This is a genomic window from Gordonia alkaliphila (assembly GCF_023017165.1).
Lineage (GTDB): Bacteria > Actinomycetota > Actinomycetes > Mycobacteriales > Mycobacteriaceae > Gordonia > Gordonia alkaliphila.
In genome coordinates this window covers 337618-356532 of record NZ_JALKBW010000001.1, presented here as the reverse complement: position 1 = coordinate 356532, position 18915 = coordinate 337618, and the positions used below count along the sequence as shown (strand labels likewise).

The following is an 18915-nucleotide window of genomic DNA, read 5'->3' as shown; positions in this document are numbered from 1 at the left end:
CCGCTTCACGACTTCCCGACCGCAGTGCGCGTCGGAGCGTGGCGCCGGGCACTGTGCCCGAACGCCGACAGCGGCGACAGTTGTCTGGCTCGGTCGCCGAGGTACCTCAACCCGTCCACCAATGGCGCGCGGGCCTTGCGCGACATCTCAACCTCCATGTCGATGCCCCTCCCGGCCAATGACGCAGTATTGCGGGCGATCAAATCGGTGGGCCGCACCCACTCGACACCGCGCGCCCGGTGATCCTCGAATTTCCACTCGACCGCCGCCGCCTCAGCTGCATCGGTGAGCTCGTCAGTCGCGGCGGTCTCGACCGTGGTGTCCTTGCGCTTGGTGACGTCGGCAGCGGCGACCGCCTCGGGCACCTGCCGCACTTCGCGCCGGTTCTCCGGCATGTCCGGTTTGGGTGCATCCTCGACGCGCACCTCCTCGTACGCTCGCGCCTGCTCTCGCGGGTCGATATTCATGATGTTGTCTCCATTCCTGTGGTGATTTCCGGTTCCTCGACCGGCGGGGTAAACCAACGGCCCACGGTCGAGGGATGCACTTGCAACTCATCGGCGATCGCCTTGTTCGACCAGCCGGCCTCCCGAAGCTGCATGGCGCGCTCACGCCGACCAAGCACCAGCTCGGCCTCCGGCTCAGCGTCGGGTTCGGCTTCGGACTCGGGTGCTGGGTGTGCCTCGGCTACGGCTGGTAGCTCGCCGAGTATCTGAGCCGTGCTGCTTCGCGGAACGGTGGCCGAGCGTGTGAGGACGACGGTGAGGTGCGTGCTGGCCAGTAGCACCAGTGGCGGCACCGCCGCGACCGTCGCGGCGAGCAGGGCGGGCACGCTAGCGTCGGCAGCAACGACCGCGTGCAGCGCGTTCGCGGCCACAGACACGAGCGCCCCGCAGATCAGCAGCGCCCACGGATACCAGGCACCTCGGCGACCATCGAGCGCGACGACCGCGATCGTCGAGACCACGATCAGCCCGTCGACCAACAGCGGCCAGATCCACGCCTGCCCCGAAGCGATACCAGACCGGGCCGCGAGGTCGGCCAGTGCCATGAATGAGAGCCAGAACGCACCGATACCGATCAAGACCGTGCCCGTCGCAGCAGTCACCACCGCCCAACCCCACGCAAGTCTCCGCACGCTCATCACAGCCCCCGACCACTCGCCGAGGCCGCAACGCGAAGCCCGTCATCGCCGAACCCTGCCCCCGTCTGGCGTGCTGGAGCGCGACGACGCGGCCCGTAGGTGCTGACGTGGCGATACGCCGAACCGACCGTCCGGACGATCTCGTGCTCGCCCAGCCCGGACTGGCTCGCGGCCAAGCCGAGCGCATCGAGTGCTTCGCTGGGTGAGTGACCGTGCTCGGCCATGCGGCATGCGGCTTTGAACAGCCCGAGGTTGCGTTCGCCCTCGGGCCGGTTCGCGACGTATGAGGCAAGCCGGGCAACATCCAGCGGACAGCCACCCGGCGGCGCGGGCGCTGGGGTGTACTTCGGGCGCGGATCGAGGAAGTGGCGCAGCCGCTGCGCGTCCAGGCGCACGACCGGGCCAGCGGCCACGCTCTCCACCCGGTACTGCATCCGACGGCCGTCAATCATGCGCTGCGAGGGCGGCACGATGATGTAGCCGCCATCGCCCCGAAAGTCGACACCCGCCCGGCCTACCTGCCACGACCGCTGCTCATGCTCCGCAACTGCGGGGAAGTACAGATGCCTGCCGCCGGTCGGCGTCGTGACGACCGCCAACGGTTCCGGCAGCACCTCCGAGCGCGCCGCGTTTCTAGCCGCGACGTACCCATCGACTTTGTGCACGTCGATGTCGACGACGACCAGCCCCGAAGCCGCACCGGTCGGGATGGCAAGGTTCGCAGCCGGTCGCTGCCGCCACCACAACACCACCTGAGCCGTATCGGTGGTCGCCTCGTGGAAGCCACGGGGGGTTATCGGGCGTTTCCCGCCCGGCACGCACGGGAACACCGGCACACCGAGCTGTGCCAGCTCGCGCGCGGCGAGAGGTAGCGGCACGCCTTCGCCGAGCCAGGAGAAGATCACAGCGACCGCCGAGTCTCGGCGCGCAATCACATCCAGCGCCGCATCGGCGTCGTGTACCTCAGCCATCGTCTGACCTCCTTCCGTCCGAGGCCACTCATCAGCGAGTAGCCGTACGACCGTGAGGTACGTCGGGAGGACCAGGAGGACGAGATGGACAAGGAGACGAGACAGTGACCATCAGGCTTCTCGAGGAACCCGACGAGTCCTTACCGGCCTACCAGCCCGATTCATGCCGGGGGCGACTGGAGACAGATGATCTGAAGAAAGCGGCACAGAGTAGGCAGATCCGGCACACCATCAGACGGGCTGCGCACCCATCGTGCGGTAATAGCCAGGGGTGACACCGACGTACTCGCGGAACAGCCGCGTGCCGTGCGAACGGGAGCGCCAGCCGACCCGCTGCATAGCGGCACCGACCGTCAGATCAGTCTCCCGCAAGAGCATGGCGAGGTGCTCGGCGCGGACCATGGTCAGGAAGGTCAGCGGTGTCTTGCCGTAGGCCTCCACGAACACGCTCGACAACCGTGATGGTGACAGGTGGACCTCGGCGGCAAGCTTCTCCAGCGTCCAAACCCTTGCCGGGTGCTCTCGCAGCAAGGCAGCGGCTTGGCGAGCCTCGACGCGTAAGGGTGCGAAGCGGCGGTCTCTGGGGAGCGTGGGCCGGATATGAGCACGCTGCGAGGGTGAAACGCGAACTGGCGAAACCTTGATGAACGGAGCGATCACGTAGGCAATCTGAAACCACAACGCTTGCATGCGCAGATAGTCACGCGCAAAGTCTCTCTTCAGGCTGAGCGCGACCATCTCATCCAGCCAGGGCATCAGCATTCCAGCCCGATCCTCACCCAGTCGGAGGATCTGAGCAGGCTCTGTGTAGATCCTTTCCACAAACCCTTGCGCATCAAGTCGGTCTTCAAGAAATGCGGCGTATTGCCAACGCACTTGGTCAAGCACATAGTCGGTGTCGATATAGATCGTGGTGACGGTGATGTGCCCTTCCGGCTCCGATCCCGCCAAGACGTTTGCTCCGAGTAGAATCACGTCGCCGGACTTGACTGGAAGTTGCCCAAACTCGCTGAATAGGAACGCCGAGCCGTCGCGGACGACGATGATCTTCACGCAGTCATACGCCATCGGGCCGACCGGACGATGCACTGTGCGAGTGCGTGCTATCACAGGCGCGTACGTTCCGGCCTCAGGGTCGGACGAACTCGCTCGTCGAGATTCTGATGCGCTCACGTTTGCGTACTGTTGGCGGAGATCGGCCTCGGTCAGTTTCGTGTTCTACGGGGCGTCCAGTGGATGCTCCGTTTCGGCCTGTCTCATGCGTCCTGCTGTCAGCGCGATCAGGGCTAGGAGAGGGGGAATCATTCCTGCTACCACGAAAATCACGGGAACGGGGAGGAGCAAGGAAAGTGGGCCAGCGATAGCGATGGAAACTGGCATGAATGCGATTGAGACAAAGAAGTCAAGACTGGCGACACGACCGATCATGTCGAGCGGAACGAGGCGTTGCAGCAGGGTTCCCCAGATCACGACCCCAGCCCCGGTGGCGGCTCCGACAATGAACAAGGCCGCGAGCATCACGATCAGATCGTCGGCTATTCCGATTGCCACGAGGGGCACGGTTCCGCCGCCCCAACAAGCGATCATGAACGTGAGGTAGCGACGCGGGAGCCTTAGTGACGACACGGCCAAGGAACCGGCTGCTCCGCCGATCCCGTATGCGGCCAGCAGGAAGCCAAACGTCGCCTCGGCGTCATCGAATCGAGCACGGGTGAGGAAAGGCAGCAGCACTTCTATCGGGCCTTGGATGATGAGTGCGAGCGAAGATCCGAAAATCAGCGTCCAAAGCAGCCAGCGCGTACCGACCACATAGCTCACGCCCGCGCGAAGGTCGCCCCATAGGCTGGTGCGACCCTCCGGCGCTGCGGAATTGGTCAGTCCCTCGCGGTGGCTCAGGAACAAGGTGATGATGAATGCGACTGTGTACGAGACGGCCACGATCACCGCGCCGATCGCTGGGAAGAACATGCCGACGACGATCCCGCCAAGCGCTGGCCCGAGACCCTGCCCAAGTGTTGGTCGGAGTGCACCTTCAAGACCATTCGCGGCAAGGAGTTGCTCAGGTGGAAGCACCTGGGGCAAGTAGGAGCTGTATGCCGGGTAGAAGAATGCGCTGCCAGCGCCCATTGCGAACGATGCGATGGCGACGTGCCAGAGATCGATGGTTCCGGTGAGGGACAGCACGGCGACCGTGGACATCATCCCGGCGGTGCAGCCCTGCACGGTGATGATGATGCAGCGTTTGGAGAATCGGTCGGCGACCACGCCACCGAAGATCGAGAACGCGAACAGACCCAGACTCATCCCCGTCGCCACCGCCGACAGCGCGAGCGGACTGTCATTGAGTGCGATGACTTGGAAGACCATCACGATCGTCCACACGCCGGTGCCGAAAACCTCAATACCGACCGCGGCGAACAGCAAGCGATAGTCGCGGGTCGCAAGCGGTTGGATGGAGCGCTTCAGATTCAGCTTCTTCTCGGTCACGCGCGCACCCCGCTTTCGGCCATTGTGGAAATGTCGATGCTCGGCCAGCCGGCCATGTCGCGAATGAGTTGGCGATCGTGAGAAGACAGGATGACAGCCGCCTGGGTTGCGCCCAGTGCTTCCGTGAGTTCGTCGACGAGCGCAATTGAGAGATGGTTTGTCGGTTCGTCCAAGAGCAGCACATGGGGGCGCATGGCGAGCACGAGGGCCAGATCGAGTCGGCGTTGCTGTCCCATCGACAGTTCACCCACCCGTTTGCTCAGTTCTCTCGGCTTCAAGAGGCCGAGTTGTGAGACTCCGACTCCCTCCGAAGGCGGCACTATCCCGTCGGCGACGAGCGCATCGAGTCGCGTTCTGTAGACCTCGCTCGCTCGCCGGTCGGTCGGTAGATCAGACTCCTGCCGGAGATACCCGAGACGTATGCCGCTGGGCTTACGCACCACGCCGGTATCTGGCTCCAGCTCGCCGCTGGCGACTCTGAGCAGGGTGGATTTGCCGGTTCCGTTCGGGCCGGTCACGATGAGTCGCCCGCGATGCGACAGCGAGAACGACACCGGACCACGAAGTCTCCCGGCCACGCTGACGTTCTCGACGTTCAGCAGGGCTGCCCCGGTGCGGGTGCTCAGTTCGGGGAAGCGGAATACCTGGGGTGGTTCGGGAACGGTGATGGCGTGTGTTTCGAGTGCCTCTTGGCGTCGGTGAACGCTCTGCACGAGGCTGCCTGCTCTGGTGGCACGCCCGTGCTTGTTCGTGCCCTTCTCCGGACGCCATCCCGAGACGAGCCGGTTCTGGGCCGCGCTGAGGCTGTCTTGCAGCCGGGCACGCTCGGCCTGCTGCTTGTCATACTCCTGTTCCCAACGCTCCCGCTCAGCCAGACGTCCGTCGCGGTATCCCGAGTAGCCGTTCCCATAGACGCGCGGGCGATCGTCTGGTGTCGGATCGAGGTCGACGATCGTCTCGGCGAAGTCTGAGAGGAGTGCCCGGTCGTGACTGACGACCACGACACCGCCATTGCGGGATCGGATCTGGGCGGTCAGGAACTCGAGGCCGCTGCGGTCGAGATGATTGGTCGGTTCATCGAGCAGCAGGAAGTCGTCGTCGGCGCCGAGAAGGCAGGCCAGGCGCACACGGTAACGCTGCCCGACCGACAGCTCAGCGAGCAGGCGGGTCATGTCGGTCTCCGCGTCGAGGGCTTCGAGTGCGACTTGAACGCGCCGCTCAGCATCCCAGGCGTCGAGCGCTTCAGCATGCTCCAGCGCCGCCGCATACTCTGCGGCGGCGGCGTCGGTGCCATCAGTGAGCGCGTGGCTGGCAGCATCCAGCCTCGCCAATGCGGCGAGGGGTTCGGCGATCGCATCGGCGACGGCCTGTCCGACAGTGCGATGGTCGGAGGCATCCATCTCCTGCTCCGCCAGGCCAATCGTGCCGATTCGCTGCACCGTGCCACTGTCGGGAGTGAGCGTACCGGCGAGCACATGCAGCAGGGTCGATTTGCCTCGTCCGTTCTCCCCGACCACTGCGATGCGCGAGACGGGGGTGAGGGTGAGGTCGACGTGGTGGAGAACGCTGGTGGTACCTCGCGTCACGGAGATGTCGGAGGCGATGAGCTGCGCGCGAGAGCGCGCAGGAAGACGATGAGTAACGGTGTGCATGCGAGTCCTTTGACAAGCGCACCATCAGCAGGCAAGACCGGCAGATGGGTACGCGAAATGACGGCGACCCGAAAACGGGTCAGAACGAGTGGCCTCCGCAGGCTCGGAGAGACTCAACGAGCGCGGTCAGCCAACTCAGCCGTCACAGGAAGTACAAATGCATGAGGCCAGTCTAGCCTGTCCTTCGGTTGCCACGCATTCGCCCCGCGCAGGGCAAGCTATTCGCTGACGCATCGAGGGCGGCTCGGCCCGCTGTTCGCACCGCGTCGAGGCACACCGCCATGTCGCGCTGGCCCACCGGACCCACCAGTCCTCCCAGCCGCCCCTAAGGCCCTCCACACGTCTGGCACTGAGAGTGCTCATCGCTGCGCTCGATAGGATCGGGGGTGAGATCTGAAGTGCGGGCGTGGCAGCTCAGCCTGCATAGAACCGAGGCTCCGATGGCTGTTCCCACCACGAAAGCTGACCTGCGGGCAGCGATCGACAAGACCTTTGCGCAGCTCGAACGAGACCTCGACAGAGTGCCTCCGGTCGCCGCGCGCGAGCTGGTTCTCGATGGGCACGTCAAGAACACGATGATGAGCCCGGCAGACCTGCTCGCGTACCTCATTGGCTGGAACCAGCAGGTTCTCACGTGGCATCGGCGTCGAGCAGAGGGGCTTCCCGACGAGCTGCCCGCACCCGGTATCAAGTGGAATGAACTGGGAGTGCTCGCACAGCGCTACTACGCCGAATACGAGGCGGAAACCTGGGACGAGCTGCGCGCGCAGTTGCGTGACGCGAAGGATGCCATCGTGGATCTGATCCAGGGCTACTCCGATGCCGAACTGTACGGACAGCCCTGGTACGGAAAGTGGACGATGGGCCGCATGATCTCCTTCAACACCTCATCGCCCTACACCAACGCGCGCGGTCGTATCCGCGCGTGGCTCCGCACCTTCTAATCACCCGCGCGTCGGGCGATTTGGCCTCCCCAAGCCTGGAACCCATGACGTAGAGGCTTGCACCGTGCGCACCTGACCCCCGAGATCGCCCTCCCGTGACGGTCTCGGGGAGGGGCCGTCGTGGTGATGACCATCCGGGTCATGTCGTCCGGCAAGGGCTACGAGTACCTGCTGAAATCGGTCGTCGTCGGTGACGGTGACCGGGAGATGAGCAGCCCGCTGACCCGGTACTACACCGAGTCCGGCTGCCCGCCCGGAACGTGGGTCGGCACCGGCCTGATGAGCCTCGACGACGGGCGCACCCCGGCGTTGGCCGAGGGCGACACGGTGACCGAGGAACACCTGGCCCGACTGCTTGGTGACGGCATCCACCCGGTCACCGGCGAGAAGCTCGGCAAGAGGTTCCCCTCGCTGCAACCCCCACGCGAGCGGATTGCGGCCCGCGTTGCACGCCTCGATCCCGACTTGCGAGGCGAGGCACGGGCAGAGGCGGTGCAGCGCATCCGTGAGGAAGAAGTTGCGAAGAAGCCGCGCACCGCCGTTGCCGGGTTCGACCTGACGTTCTCCCCACCGAAGTCGGTCAGCGCGATCTGGGGCGTGGCCGACGCGGGCACGCAGACGCTGATTGCACAGGCGCATCACGCCGCGATGCGCGACACGATCGCGTTGTTGGAAGATCGCGTCGCCGCAACCCGCGTCGGTGCTGGCGGTATCGCGCAGATGCCGATCGTGGGCGTGATCGCCACGGCGTTCGACCACTACGACTCCCGAGCAGCCGACCCGCAACTACATACTCATGTGGTTGTGTCGAACAAGGTGCAGGGCGAGGACGGGCGCTGGCGCACGCTTGACTCTCGCCGACTGCACAAGGCCGCTGTCGCTCTCTCGGAGTCGTACAACGCCTTTGTCACCGACCACACCGCGCGGCTGCTCGGCGTGACGTGGGTGCCCGTCGACCGGGGCAAAGACCGCAACATCGGGTGGGAGATCGAGGGCGTTCCGGCGGCGTTGATCGCGGAGTTCTCGCGTCGCACGACCGGAGGCGTTGACGGTGCGGAGGGCATCGAGCAGGTCAAGAACCGGCTGATCGAGCAGTACGTCGCTGAGCACGGGCGGCAACCTTCGGCGGCAACGATTGCGAAGCTCCGGCAGCAGGCGACCTTGGAGACGCGGCCCGAGAAGGAACTGCACTCTCTGGCCGACCTCACCGCCGACTGGCGTGCGCGAGCTGAGGTCGTGCTCGGCGAGGACGCACCCACTTGGGCGCAACATCTGCTCGACCAGGGTGCAACCGAAGCCCGACTGCGCGCGGACGATCTCGGGCTGGAGCAGATCGAGGATCTCGCATCAGTGGTGCTGATGGAGGTAGCGAATCGGCGTGCAACCTGGGGGCGATGGAACCTGCACGCCGAGACGATGCGGCAGATCATGGGCGTCCGGTTCGCAACCACCGACGACCGTCTCCGCGTGCTCGATCAGGTCGTCGCGCACGCCGAGGCCGAATCGCTCCGGCTCACCCCGGATTACGACCGCGCCCTACCCGCCCACTACGTCGACGGCGAGGGCAACAGGTTCCAGCCGGTTGATCAGATTGCATACTCCAGCCAAGACATCCTCGACGCCGAGCAGCGCCTACTCGCGCACAGCCAGCGCACCGGCGGGCCAGCACTGACGGCGAGGCTCGTCGCGCGGCACGCCTCACGCAAGATCAGGGGCGTCCGGCTCGACCCCGACCAGGCCGTCGCCATCAGCCGCATCGCCCGCTCCGGGCTGACGCTCGATCTGCTCGTCGGCCCCGCCGGTTCCGGCAAGACCACCGCGCTCCGCGCGCTCCATCGCGCCTGGACAGCCGCGCACGGGCGCGACTCGGTGATCGGCCTCGCACCATCAGCAGCCGCTGCCGAAGTGCTCGGCGACTCGCTCGGTGTCCGGGCGGAAAACACAGCGAAGTTCCTCTACGAACACCACCACGGGCGCTGGAACCTCGAAGCCGGGCAACTCGTGCTAGTGGACGAGTCCTCACTCGCAGGAACCCTCGCACTCAATCGCATCGCTGAGCACGCCGCCGAGGTTGGAGCCAAGGTCGTCCTCATCGGCGACTGGGCACAGTTGAGCGCCGTCGAGACGGGCGGGGCGTTCGGGATGCTCGTCCGCCATCGCGATCAGGTTCCCGAGCTCACCGACGTGCGCCGCTTCGCCAACGAGTGGGAGAAGACCGCCAGCCTCGGCCTGCGGCAAGGAAACACAGACGCGCTCGACGAGTACCAGGAGCGCGGCAGACTGCTCGACGGCGACGCCGAGACCCTGCTCGATGCGATCTACGAGGCATGGCGCACCGACCGCGACGAGCGCCTGCGCACATTGATGATCGCGGGCACCGGCGAGATGGTCGCCCAACTCAACGAACGCGCCCGCGCCGATCTGATCGAAGCCGGACAGGTCGAGGCAGACGGCCTCCGCCTGCACGACGGCACCACCGCAGGCATCGGCGATCTCGTCGTCACCCGGCTCAACGACCGCCGCCTGTCCACCGGCAAAGCGTGGGTCAAGAACGGCGACCGCTGGCAAGTCACCCACCGTTACGACGACGGCTCCCTCGCCGTGCGTCGGTTGGGGCACGGCGACCAGCCCCACGGCAAAGCCCTCGTGCTGCCCGCGAAGTACGTGCGCGAGGAACTCGAACTCGGCTATGCCTCCACGGTTCACCGCGCCCAAGGAGCCAGCGTCGACACCGCGCACGCACTCGTTGACCCCGAAGCATCGTCGCGGGAGTTGTTCTACGTCGCCATGACCCGAGGCAAGCACCGCAACCACGCCTACGTGATCGTGCCCGACGCGCACGAGGTCGAACCGCATCTCGACCAAGCTGAGCCTCTGACCGTGTCAGGTCGGCTCGCCAAGGTACTCGCCCGTACCGACGGCGACCTCTCGGCTACCGAAACCCTGAAGCTCGAGGTCGACCGGCATGCCTCGCTGTCCACGCTGCTTGCCGAGTACGACGTGCTCGCCCGCGAAGCACAGACCGACCGATGGGCCGCGCTGCTCGACGTCGCACCGTTCCCCGCGAACGTGGCCGACGACGTGTTCACCAGCCCCTACTACGAACGCCTCGAAACAGCGCTCGCCCGATATGAAGCTGCCGGGCATCTCGCCGCTGTCGCGCTCAACGCCCTCGCACCGAAGCTCACGCCCGGCGAAGACCAGGCTGACTCCGCCGCACAGCTCGCCGCCATGCTTGACCAAGCCACCACCCAACTCCCGCGTGGGAGGGGACGCAGCCGATCGGTCGCCGGCCTCATCGCCATCCCTGCCGAACCGATTAACGAGGACATGCAGACCGCGCTCACCGATCGTCAGGTCCTCATCGAGACCGCCGCGCGGAACCTCGTGCGTGAAGCGCAGGAGGCAGGTGCCGCGTGGTTGGCGCGTCTCGGTAAGCCTCCCGCGCAGCCCAGGCAGCGGGAGCAGTGGCTGGCACACGCCGCCACCGTCGCTCTCTACCGGCACCGTTACGACATCACTGATCCCACGCCGCTGGGTGCCCCGAAGTCGATCAAGATCGCTGAGCAAACTGTCGAGTACCGCGCCGCATACGCCCGTGTGGAGCGCGCGCGGCAGCTCGGACGTATGTCGCAGTCGGAGCCGAACCGGTGGCATCCGGTCAGTCTGCGGGCGCTGTAACTGTCAGAAGTGGTGAGGCCCCAGGCATCGTGGCCACGAACCTAGTGCCGTGGCCACGATCTGTGAGAAAATGACCGGACGAGGAGCGCCTAGCCCGATAGCCCGCCGGAGCAAGCGCTTCTCAGCCGTTGGACTCAGCCTAGCGATCAGTCTTGGTCGGGCGAGTGCGCATGTTCGGTCGAACGACTGACGAAGAATATGGAAGGGAGACGACTACATGGCTAGCCCGTCAAGCAAGCTGCCCATGAGGCCGCCGTTCCCGGTGGAGACCCTATCTCTCGACCTGATTGACCTCGACTTACGCAACTCGCGCTTTCCTCGCGACGCTCAGTCTCAAACCGACGCGTTCGAGTTGATGCTGTCGACGGCTGGCGACGAGTGTCTGGATCTACTCAAAGACTTGACGCGAACAGGGGAGATGAACAGCTCCGACCTGCCGATAGTCGTTGCCAGAGACGGTCGCTATCTCATGATGGAGGGAAATCGGAGACTGACGTGTCTCCGACTATGGAACGACCCAGGCCTGATCGAAGATGAAACCCTAGGCAATCAGTATTCCACGCGCGTCGATCGTCTCGTCGCCGACAGTGCGTATGCTGCCCCGACTGAACTGCGTGTAGCTGTCGCTCCCAGCGAGTCCGATGCCGATGTGTGGATTGAGCGGAAGCACACTGGCGGGGCAGGAGGCGCGGGCACCGTCGAGTGGGGCGCGGCGATGAAGGATCGCCGCCGCGCGCGAAATGATCCGTCGAAGGCATCCCGTTCGATGGCGTTCGTCGAACTCGTTTCAAGTGAATATGAAGACGAGCCAGATATCTTGAAGGCTCTAGAAACGGTTCGAAATGCCCGCTACACGTTTATCCAGCGCTTCGTGGATCGCAGCGTTGTGCGGGAATTAATTGGCCTGGACTTTTCGGCTGGAAAGATGTCCTTTCAATACGGCGCGGAAGCATCGAAGCCGATAATGCGTCAGGTGATCGGCGACTTTGCTCGGCCGAAGGCCGAGTCCGGCAAGACTTGGGCTCGCGAACTCGACACGGTGGAGGATTTCCGCGACTACCTCAACAAGTACGCCCATCTACTCCCAGGCGCGTCGTCTGCTCCGGGTCAACCAGGTGGCGCGGGCGCTACGAACAATGGCTCCGGCGCGGCTGGTGCGGCGAGCAACTCCGGGGGCAATGGATCAGCTCAGCCATCAGGAGCACAGTCGACGAATGGCGGCGGCGGGTCTCAGACGGAGAGCGGAGATTCTCGACCGCCTCGCCCGACCCCTGTTCGCGAGCACATATTCCGTGGGTTGGTGCTCGATAAGTTCACCCCACGCATCCAAGAAATGGTGCGCCAGACCTCGCTTCTAAACGTGCAGCGACAGAATGAGACGGTGTCAGTCATGCTCCGTGTAATTCTGGACTTGACTGCGTATCAGTTCCTGAAGTCTCACGGACATCAGAACGTGCCCAAGGATCTTGATAAGCGGATCAAGGATGCGATCAAGGTAATCGATCCACATGCTTCTGATGCGTTGGGAACGGCTGAGGCGACACCGCCGCTACGCAAGGCGTTTCACAGTACGACTGCCGACGGTGTTCGTCTCGTGCAGTACGCCGTCCATGACATCCACAGTGGACGTACACCCGCAGAGGTCTTCACTCTTTCGGATCGGTATACGCCTGTTCTGGAAGAGATGAATGCCAACATGGGAAGCCACCCGATTCAATGAGATATCTATCTCCGTTGCGCTACCCAGGAGGAAAGGCTCGCCTAGCGCCATATCTGGAGCGCCTGATCCGTGCGCAAACTCCGCAGCCGACCCAATATGCGGAGCCGTTCGCGGGTGGCGCTGGAGCGGCTCTGCATCTCCTTCATAGCGGAGTGGTCGATCAGATTCATCTCAATGACCTGAATCCTGGGATCGCTGCCTTTTGGCGAGCTTCGCTCGATTTCCCTAACCAGTTCTGTCGCAGGATTCGCGATGTTCCTTTAACTCTAGAGGAGTGGCGTAAGCAGGCTGAGATCTATACTTCCCCTTCGGGGCGCGACGATTTTGAACTCGGGTTCGCGACCTTCTATCTGAACCGGACTAATCGCTCAGGAATCCTAGATGCGGGCCCAATTGGCGGGTTCGAACAGCTTGGCAAGTGGAAGATCGACGCTCGCTTTAATCGCGAGGGTCTCGTTGCTCGTATCCAGGCCATTGCCGATATGCGTCACAAGATCTACGTCACGGAATCGGACGCCCTAGATTTCCTTCGTTCGATTCAGCACATTTCGACAGACGTCTTTGTCTACGCAGATCCCCCATACCTCGTTCAGGGCGAGGGTCTGTACCTGCATGCGTTCGACGCTGAAGCTCATCTCGAACTGGCGAATGTACTCAGTGAAGCGGAATTTCCGTGGATTTTGACTTACGACGACGACCCCCGGATAACCAATCTTCTCTACAGCGGTGGGAGATGCGCAATCTTCGACATATCGCACACTGCTCATCGTCAGCATGTTGGGACTGAATCTGTGATCTATTCTGAACGGTTGATCGTGCCCGATATGGAAATAACCGCTGGCCGAGTTGCTCGGTGGACTGCATAGTAGACCGTAGGTCTCGGTGAGAGTGGCTTCGGCGCGGTCTGCTCTGTGTGGGTCCAGACCGTCATACGGTGGACATCGAAGCGCATAGTGATAGACACGACGCTTCCACCGTTCGCACAGGCAGGTCGGGTCGCGTCCTCCGCGCAGGCACCGTCAGTTGAACGCGCGTTGGCCCACATCCAGCGAGATCGCGGCGGTAGAATCGTGGTGGCATCAGCAGGTAGGCGGTCCAGGTTTCGCCGCGATCGCAAGCAAAGGGGCGCGGAGTGGCGGGCATCGAATCGGAGGTCTTGGAGACCTTCCTGGCTGCACTGACCGATGTGGATGACGTGCCGCCGCAGGTGACCGAGAGCCTTGCAGCGTTGCTGGCGGCGGACAAGCTACCGAAGCCGGACCAGCTTGTAGCGCTCTACACCGGTGCGAGCGGTGAGTCAGCGCTGTGATCCAGGTTCAGAATCTCCGCATCGAAGAGTTCCGCGGCATCCGGGACCTCGACCTCGACCTGGGCAGCGGTTCCTTCGTCGTGGTAGGGCCGAACGGGTCCGGCAAGAGTGGAGTGGTCGATGCCATCGACTTCGCGTTGACAGGCAACGTCGCTCGCCTCAGCGGAGCTGGCACGGGCGGCATCTCAGTCGCGAAGCACGCACCGCACGTGCACCAGCGCGACAACCCAGCCGCTGCAAGCGTCACCCTGACCTTCACCCACCCCGCCAGCGGGCAGACTGGCACGCTCACTCGCAGCGTGAAGACCGCAGGTCAGTTCACCCTGGAGCCCAAGACTCCCGAACTCGTCGCAGCCGTGGAATGGGCTGCGCGTCATCCTGAACTGATCCTGTCGCGACGTGAAGTCATCAAGTACGTCAACACCGAGCCGGGGAAACGTGCCCAAGAGGTGCAGGCTCTCCTCAAGCTCGACCGCATTGACGAGACTCGTCGCCTACTCAACACGGCTCGCAACAAGACGAGCACTGCCGCCAGAAGCGCCGACGACGCAGTGAAGTCCGCAGAGGATGCCGTCAAACGTGGTCTCGATATCAGCGATCTGCTGCCGAGCGAGGTCACGGTGGCGGTCAACAAGAAGCGGGAAGTGCTCGGCCTGGAAGCGCTGTCAGCAACCACTCTTGAGACCGACCTCAGCGCCGGAGCCAGAACCGACGACAGTCAAAGCACTTTCAACCGGGCATCGGCGATCCGGGACATCGAAGCCGTCACCAGCTACTTGGCTGAGCACAAAGACCTCGACACCGCCGTAAGTGACCTGGACACCGCGCTGACTGAACTCGAGGCCGATCCCGCAGTTTTTGACGCGCTCAGGCACCGCCAACTGGTCGAGGCCGGTCTGCCGCTGGTGATCAATACTGCCTGCCCGCTGTGCGACCTGGAGTGGCCTGACGTCGCGTCGCTGCGGAAACATCTGAACGACAAGCTCGTTCGGTCCGAGACAGCCGCGAAGCTCCAGCAGCGCATCCAGACCTCGGCGGGCAAGGTGACTGGGCAGCTTCGCGGCGTTCGGTCCTTGATTCAGGCAGCACAGCCGCACGCTGTCACGATGGGACAGTCTGCGTTGCAGACGTCTCTCTTGGAGTGGTCGAATGACCTTGCCGCGTTCGAGGCGAAGCTGGCGACAGTCGAGTCCGTCCGTGACGAGTCCGAACGCGTCACCACCGATCCGTTGGACACTCCGTCATCGATCGCTGATGGATTGAAGGCGCTTCGAGCGACGATCGAAGCACTGCCAGACCAGACCACGACCGAGGCCGCACGGACCTTCCTCACTGTTGCCCAAGATCGTTGGACTCAACTACGGCAAGCGCGGGCGAAAGCAACGAAGGCAACCGCAGCTCAGAAAGCGGCGAACGAGGTCTACGAGAAGTACAACTCTGTGGCAGACGCGGCACTGACGACGCTCTACAAGACTGTCGAGACCGACTTCAGCAACTTCTATCGGCAGATCAACTCTGATGACGAATCATCCTTCAAGGCAGGGCTGTCACCCACCGCTGGGAAGCTCGACCTCGAAGTCGACTTCTACGGGCTCGGCATGTTCCCACCGATGGCCTACCACAGCGAAGGTCACCAGGACGGGATGGGGGTCTGCCTCTACCTGGCCCTGATCAGGCAACTCCTCAAATCGGATTTCCGACTCGCCGTTCTCGACGATGTCGTAACCTCCGTGGACGCCAACCACCGACGACAGTTCTGCAAGCTGCTCAAAGACGTCTTCCCTGACGTCCAGTTCATCATGACGACCCACGATGAGGTCTGGGCGCGCCAAATGCAGTCCTCGGGTCTCATCGCTCGACGTTCGCTCGCTCGATTCCACGGCTGGACCGTCGATGGGGGACCGTTCTATGGTCAAGGCGGCGACTTCTGGACTCAGATCGAAGCCGACCTTGCCAGCGACGATGTTCCTGGCGCTGCTCACAAGCTGCGACGCAATCTGGAGTCGTCGCTGGCCGACGTCGCTGCGAGCATCCAAGGTCAGGTCGTGTTCCGCGCCGACAACAACTACGACCTCTCATCCTTCTTCTCCGCAGTCAAAGGCCGACACGGAGATCTACTCAAGAAGGCCACCGCCTCAGCGAACTCGTGGAACAACGACGCCGCGAAACAGAAGGTCGAAGCGTTGAAAGACGAGCGAGCGAAGGCGATCCTCGCTCAGGATGGGGAAAACTGGGCGATCAACGCCCTCGTCCACAACAACGATTGGGCGACCATGACGAAAGCGGACTTCGCACCGGTCGTTGAAGCCTGCAAGCAGTTCCTCGAACTGTTCACCTGTAGTAACGATGCGTGCGACGGGTGGATCTACGTTCTCGGCATCCCTGGAAAGGAAGAAGAACTCCGGTGCTCCTGCGGGGACTTCAACCTGAACCTACGGAAGAAGTAACGCCCTGCCTCGTGTGCTCCACATGGTCGCCCGGAGGTTCATGCGACTGGCTAGTGAAACGTCACCACTTCTCCCGAGTGGCTTGCCGGGGAGTACTTGACCCCGACCTGGTAGCGGCGGACCGTGCCGGTGTCGTCGGGGAACTCCACTGGCACCGTGAACATAAGCGCGTCGTTCTCGGGAGCGGGCTCGCCGTCACGGGTCCCATGGACGAAGCGCAGGTTGAACATGAGGCCGCGCCGGATCTTGGCCTCAATAGCCTGCGCGAGCTCCTCAGGGCTTAGCCCATCTAGCCCGGCTTTGCGCACCGAGGCTCCGTGACCGTCAGCATCGCTCGTCAAGTAGATGAATCGTCGTTCGTCGAGATCAAGCTTCAACTCACTGAGCGGGCTCTGCGCGCCACCAAGCGCGGTCAGTGTGAGCGCGCTGTCTTCGTCGGCCCACTCCGGTACGCCGTTGTCCATGCGGTGCTCGAGTACCACGCCGTAGAGCGTCTGCTCGACTCCGACGATCCGGAAACCGTGGTCTCTGGTGGGCGGGGTAATGTGCGGTGAGCCGTCCTCGTCGGCTGGAACGACGAGCGCATCGCCGTCGCGAATCGCGTACTGCGGAAGCAGCATGAACGACTTGAGTGGAGTCCATGTCGAGCAGTCGATGTATCCCAAGTACGCGACCGTCGAATCTCGCAGCGCGGCGTCCATCGCGCCGACCTGTGTTCGCGACAAGTTCGTGAGATAGAGGACGTAGTACTGCTCAGTGGCCAATCGAGGAAAGTCGTTCGTGCGGACCAGGTTCTCGTCGAGTGCGTTCCACACCCAACCGGGCGGCGCGTTGAGGATGTCGCCCTGGCTGATCGCAGTCCGCTGAGGCCCGTGGCGCCAGAGCGCCGGCAACCAACATTTCGAGAGTTCGAAACCATAGTGGTCGCTCCCGGCGGCGGTGGAGTCGAAGAGGAAGGCGACCTCCGCATGCGTCGCTCGGGGAGTCAGCGCCCACCGCAGGTTAGCGTACTCCACGCCGCCCTTGACGAGTTCGTGGGTCGTCTCGCGATGCAGCGCACGAATCAGGTCGCCGACGTGTTTGCTGTCGAGGTCGAGCGCTGTCGCACTCGATGAGACGTACACATTCGTGTAGTTGTTCAGCGAGTGAATAGTGAAAGCGAGACCTGTTGCGCCGGTAGGTACTTCGGACTCGCTACTCATGTTCCGATCGTCCCACACTGAGTGTTCCGCTTGAGGACGGCGGCTACTCGATCTGAGACGTCACTGTCTTGCTGTCGCGGCCTTGTGATCGACTGTCCCTGTTACTCCGGGTGCGTTCCTGTGTCGGCCAAAGACCCCGCCCCGCAACGACTGCCAGTCCGTCGGTGAGGGTCCAGTGCTCGCTTGGATCACGACAGCAAGTCCTTCGTGTGTGTCCACACCGTCATCCGATGCACGCCGAAGCTTCGACAGATCGAGACCACGCTCTCGCCGTTCGCGCGCGCAGTTCGGATAGCGTCCACTTGGCTTTCTGTCAGCGGTGTTCTAGCTCGTCTCCTAGGGTTCGCTACGACCTCGGGCTCGTCCTCGGCTGCATCTTGAGGCTCGTCGCCAAGACCGAGTTTCGCCTGTTCCCACGCGGAACCCAGCCGCTCGAACCGCTGCCAGGTGTTCGGTTTGAGTCCACCCGCGTCCACCCATGAGAAACCCGCTCTGACCTGCGTCGGAGCGGGTTTTTTCTTGTCGAGACCGTTGGCTGCGGGCTGGCTTCCTGGGGTCGGTTGGGAGTCGGTTTGGCGGACGAAAGTCCTATCGGGTAATCTCGCCGTGTCCTTGCCGATTCCAAATCGTTACCAAACTCGAAACGGACCTGATTGTGCCGCAATTCCGCGTGAATGCCGATAACTCCATGAACCCCGCCGCTGGTCAGACCGGCCGGGGTGGCCGCCATCGCGTCGCTCGGTCGGCCCGGACGTCGATCCCGGTCCGCGTCGGCGCGCTCGCCGCGTTCACCGGCGCTGTCGGCCTGGCTACCGTCTCGGCCGGCGAAGCCGCCGCCAAGCCCGCGGCGAAGTCCGACGCGCCCGTGGTGCTGCCCGGCAACATCACGGTGCCGGCGAACCTGGATCTGCCGAAGGAACTCGACAACGCGATCCGTGGCCTGGCGCTGCCGACGCTGCCCGTTCCCGGCCAGGCCGTGAAGCCCGCGTCCGGAACCGTCACCTCGAACTACGGCGCGCGTTGGGGTGCCCACCACAACGGCGTCGACATCGCCAACAAGATCGGCACCCCGGTATACGCGGTGACCGACGGTGTCGTCCTCGAGTCCGGCCCGGCATCGGGCTACGGGCAGTGGATCCGCGTCCGCCAGGACGACGGCACCACCGGCATCTTCGGCCACGTCGACCAGAGCTTCGTGAAAAAGGGCCAGCGGGTCACCGCCGGCCAGCAGATCGGCACCGTCGGCAACCGCGGCAACTCGACCGGCCCCCACCTGCATTACGAGGTCTGGAACGCCGGTGGCTCGCCGATCAACCCCCACACCTGGCTGGCCAAGCGGGGCGTGCATCTGTAGAGCT

14 protein-coding genes are annotated in these 18915 nt (G+C 63.7%); 7 read left to right on the top strand and 7 right to left on the bottom strand.

Annotation, left to right across the window (positions count from 1 at the left end; translation table 11 throughout):
* Positions 1-5 precede the first annotated feature (5 nt).
* The 6 genes from MUG78_RS01680 to MUG78_RS01655 all read right to left on the bottom strand — a co-directional run bounded on the left by MUG78_RS01680 (position 6) and on the right by MUG78_RS01655 (position 6254).
* The gene (locus tag MUG78_RS01680) at positions 6-467 is read right to left on the bottom strand and encodes a hypothetical protein (RefSeq protein WP_246991587.1); all 462 of its coding nucleotides are present in this window, start codon (positions 465-467) and stop codon (positions 6-8) included.
* Positions 464-1111 carry a DUF2637 domain-containing protein gene (locus MUG78_RS01675; protein ID WP_246991585.1) on the bottom strand — a complete coding sequence of 216 codons (648 nt, stop codon included), beginning with the start codon at positions 1109-1111 and terminating at the stop codon, positions 464-466. The genes MUG78_RS01680 and MUG78_RS01675 overlap by 4 nt, the downstream gene beginning before the upstream one ends.
* Before the next feature lie 32 nt (positions 1112-1143).
* Positions 1144-2115, bottom strand: coding sequence for a bifunctional DNA primase/polymerase (locus MUG78_RS01670; protein WP_246991583.1), 972 nt, complete (start codon positions 2113-2115; stop codon positions 1144-1146).
* Between the two features lie 231 nt (positions 2116-2346).
* Positions 2347-3168: a helix-turn-helix transcriptional regulator gene (locus tag MUG78_RS18225; protein WP_246991581.1), complete on the bottom strand. Its 822-nt coding sequence runs from the start codon at positions 3166-3168 to the stop codon at positions 2347-2349.
* Between the two features lie 165 nt (positions 3169-3333).
* Positions 3334-4602, bottom strand: a complete 1269-nt coding sequence (locus MUG78_RS01660) for an MFS transporter (RefSeq protein WP_246991579.1) — start codon at positions 4600-4602, stop codon at positions 3334-3336.
* Positions 4599-6254 carry an ABC-F family ATP-binding cassette domain-containing protein gene (locus MUG78_RS01655; RefSeq protein WP_246991577.1) on the bottom strand — a complete coding sequence of 552 codons (1656 nt, stop codon included), beginning with the start codon at positions 6252-6254 and terminating at the stop codon, positions 4599-4601. Before MUG78_RS01655 ends, MUG78_RS01660 begins: the two co-directional genes overlap by 4 nt.
* Positions 6255-6694: 440 nt before the next feature.
* Here MUG78_RS01655 and MUG78_RS01650 point away from each other — a divergent pair, with 440 nt between their 5' ends.
* The 6 genes from MUG78_RS01650 (at position 6695) to MUG78_RS01625 (ending at position 16355) form a co-directional block, all read left to right on the top strand.
* Complete coding sequence (locus MUG78_RS01650; protein ID WP_246991575.1) at positions 6695-7198, top strand: ClbS/DfsB family four-helix bundle protein; 504 nt, start codon at positions 6695-6697, stop codon at positions 7196-7198.
* 126 nt (positions 7199-7324) lie between these two features.
* The gene (gene mobF / locus MUG78_RS01645; RefSeq protein ID WP_281499907.1) at positions 7325-10879 is read left to right on the top strand and encodes a MobF family relaxase; all 3555 of its coding nucleotides are present in this window, start codon (positions 7325-7327) and stop codon (positions 10877-10879) included.
* Positions 10880-11096: 217 nt separating this feature from the next.
* Complete coding sequence (locus tag MUG78_RS01640) at positions 11097-12599, top strand: hypothetical protein (protein WP_246991573.1); 1503 nt, start codon at positions 11097-11099, stop codon at positions 12597-12599.
* Positions 12596-13465, top strand: a complete 870-nt coding sequence (locus tag MUG78_RS01635; protein WP_246991570.1) for a DNA adenine methylase — start codon at positions 12596-12598, stop codon at positions 13463-13465. Before MUG78_RS01640 ends, MUG78_RS01635 begins: the two co-directional genes overlap by 4 nt.
* A gap of 266 nt (positions 13466-13731) precedes the next feature.
* Entirely contained in the window at positions 13732-13908 is a 177-nt protein-coding gene (locus tag MUG78_RS01630) for a hypothetical protein (RefSeq protein WP_246991568.1), read from the top strand.
* Positions 13905-16355, top strand: coding sequence for an ATP-binding protein (locus MUG78_RS01625; protein ID WP_246991566.1), 2451 nt, complete (start codon positions 13905-13907; stop codon positions 16353-16355). Before MUG78_RS01630 ends, MUG78_RS01625 begins: the two co-directional genes overlap by 4 nt.
* 50 nt (positions 16356-16405) lie before the next feature.
* Here MUG78_RS01625 and MUG78_RS01620 read toward each other — a convergent pair whose 3' ends face one another.
* Entirely contained in the window at positions 16406-17557 is a 1152-nt protein-coding gene (locus tag MUG78_RS01620; protein ID WP_246991558.1) for a hypothetical protein, read from the bottom strand.
* 688 nt (positions 17558-18245) lie between these two features.
* Here MUG78_RS01620 and MUG78_RS01615 point away from each other — a divergent pair.
* Positions 18246-18911, top strand: a complete 666-nt coding sequence (locus tag MUG78_RS01615; RefSeq protein ID WP_246991556.1) for a M23 family metallopeptidase — start codon at positions 18246-18248, stop codon at positions 18909-18911.
* Positions 18912-18915 lie beyond the last annotated feature (4 nt).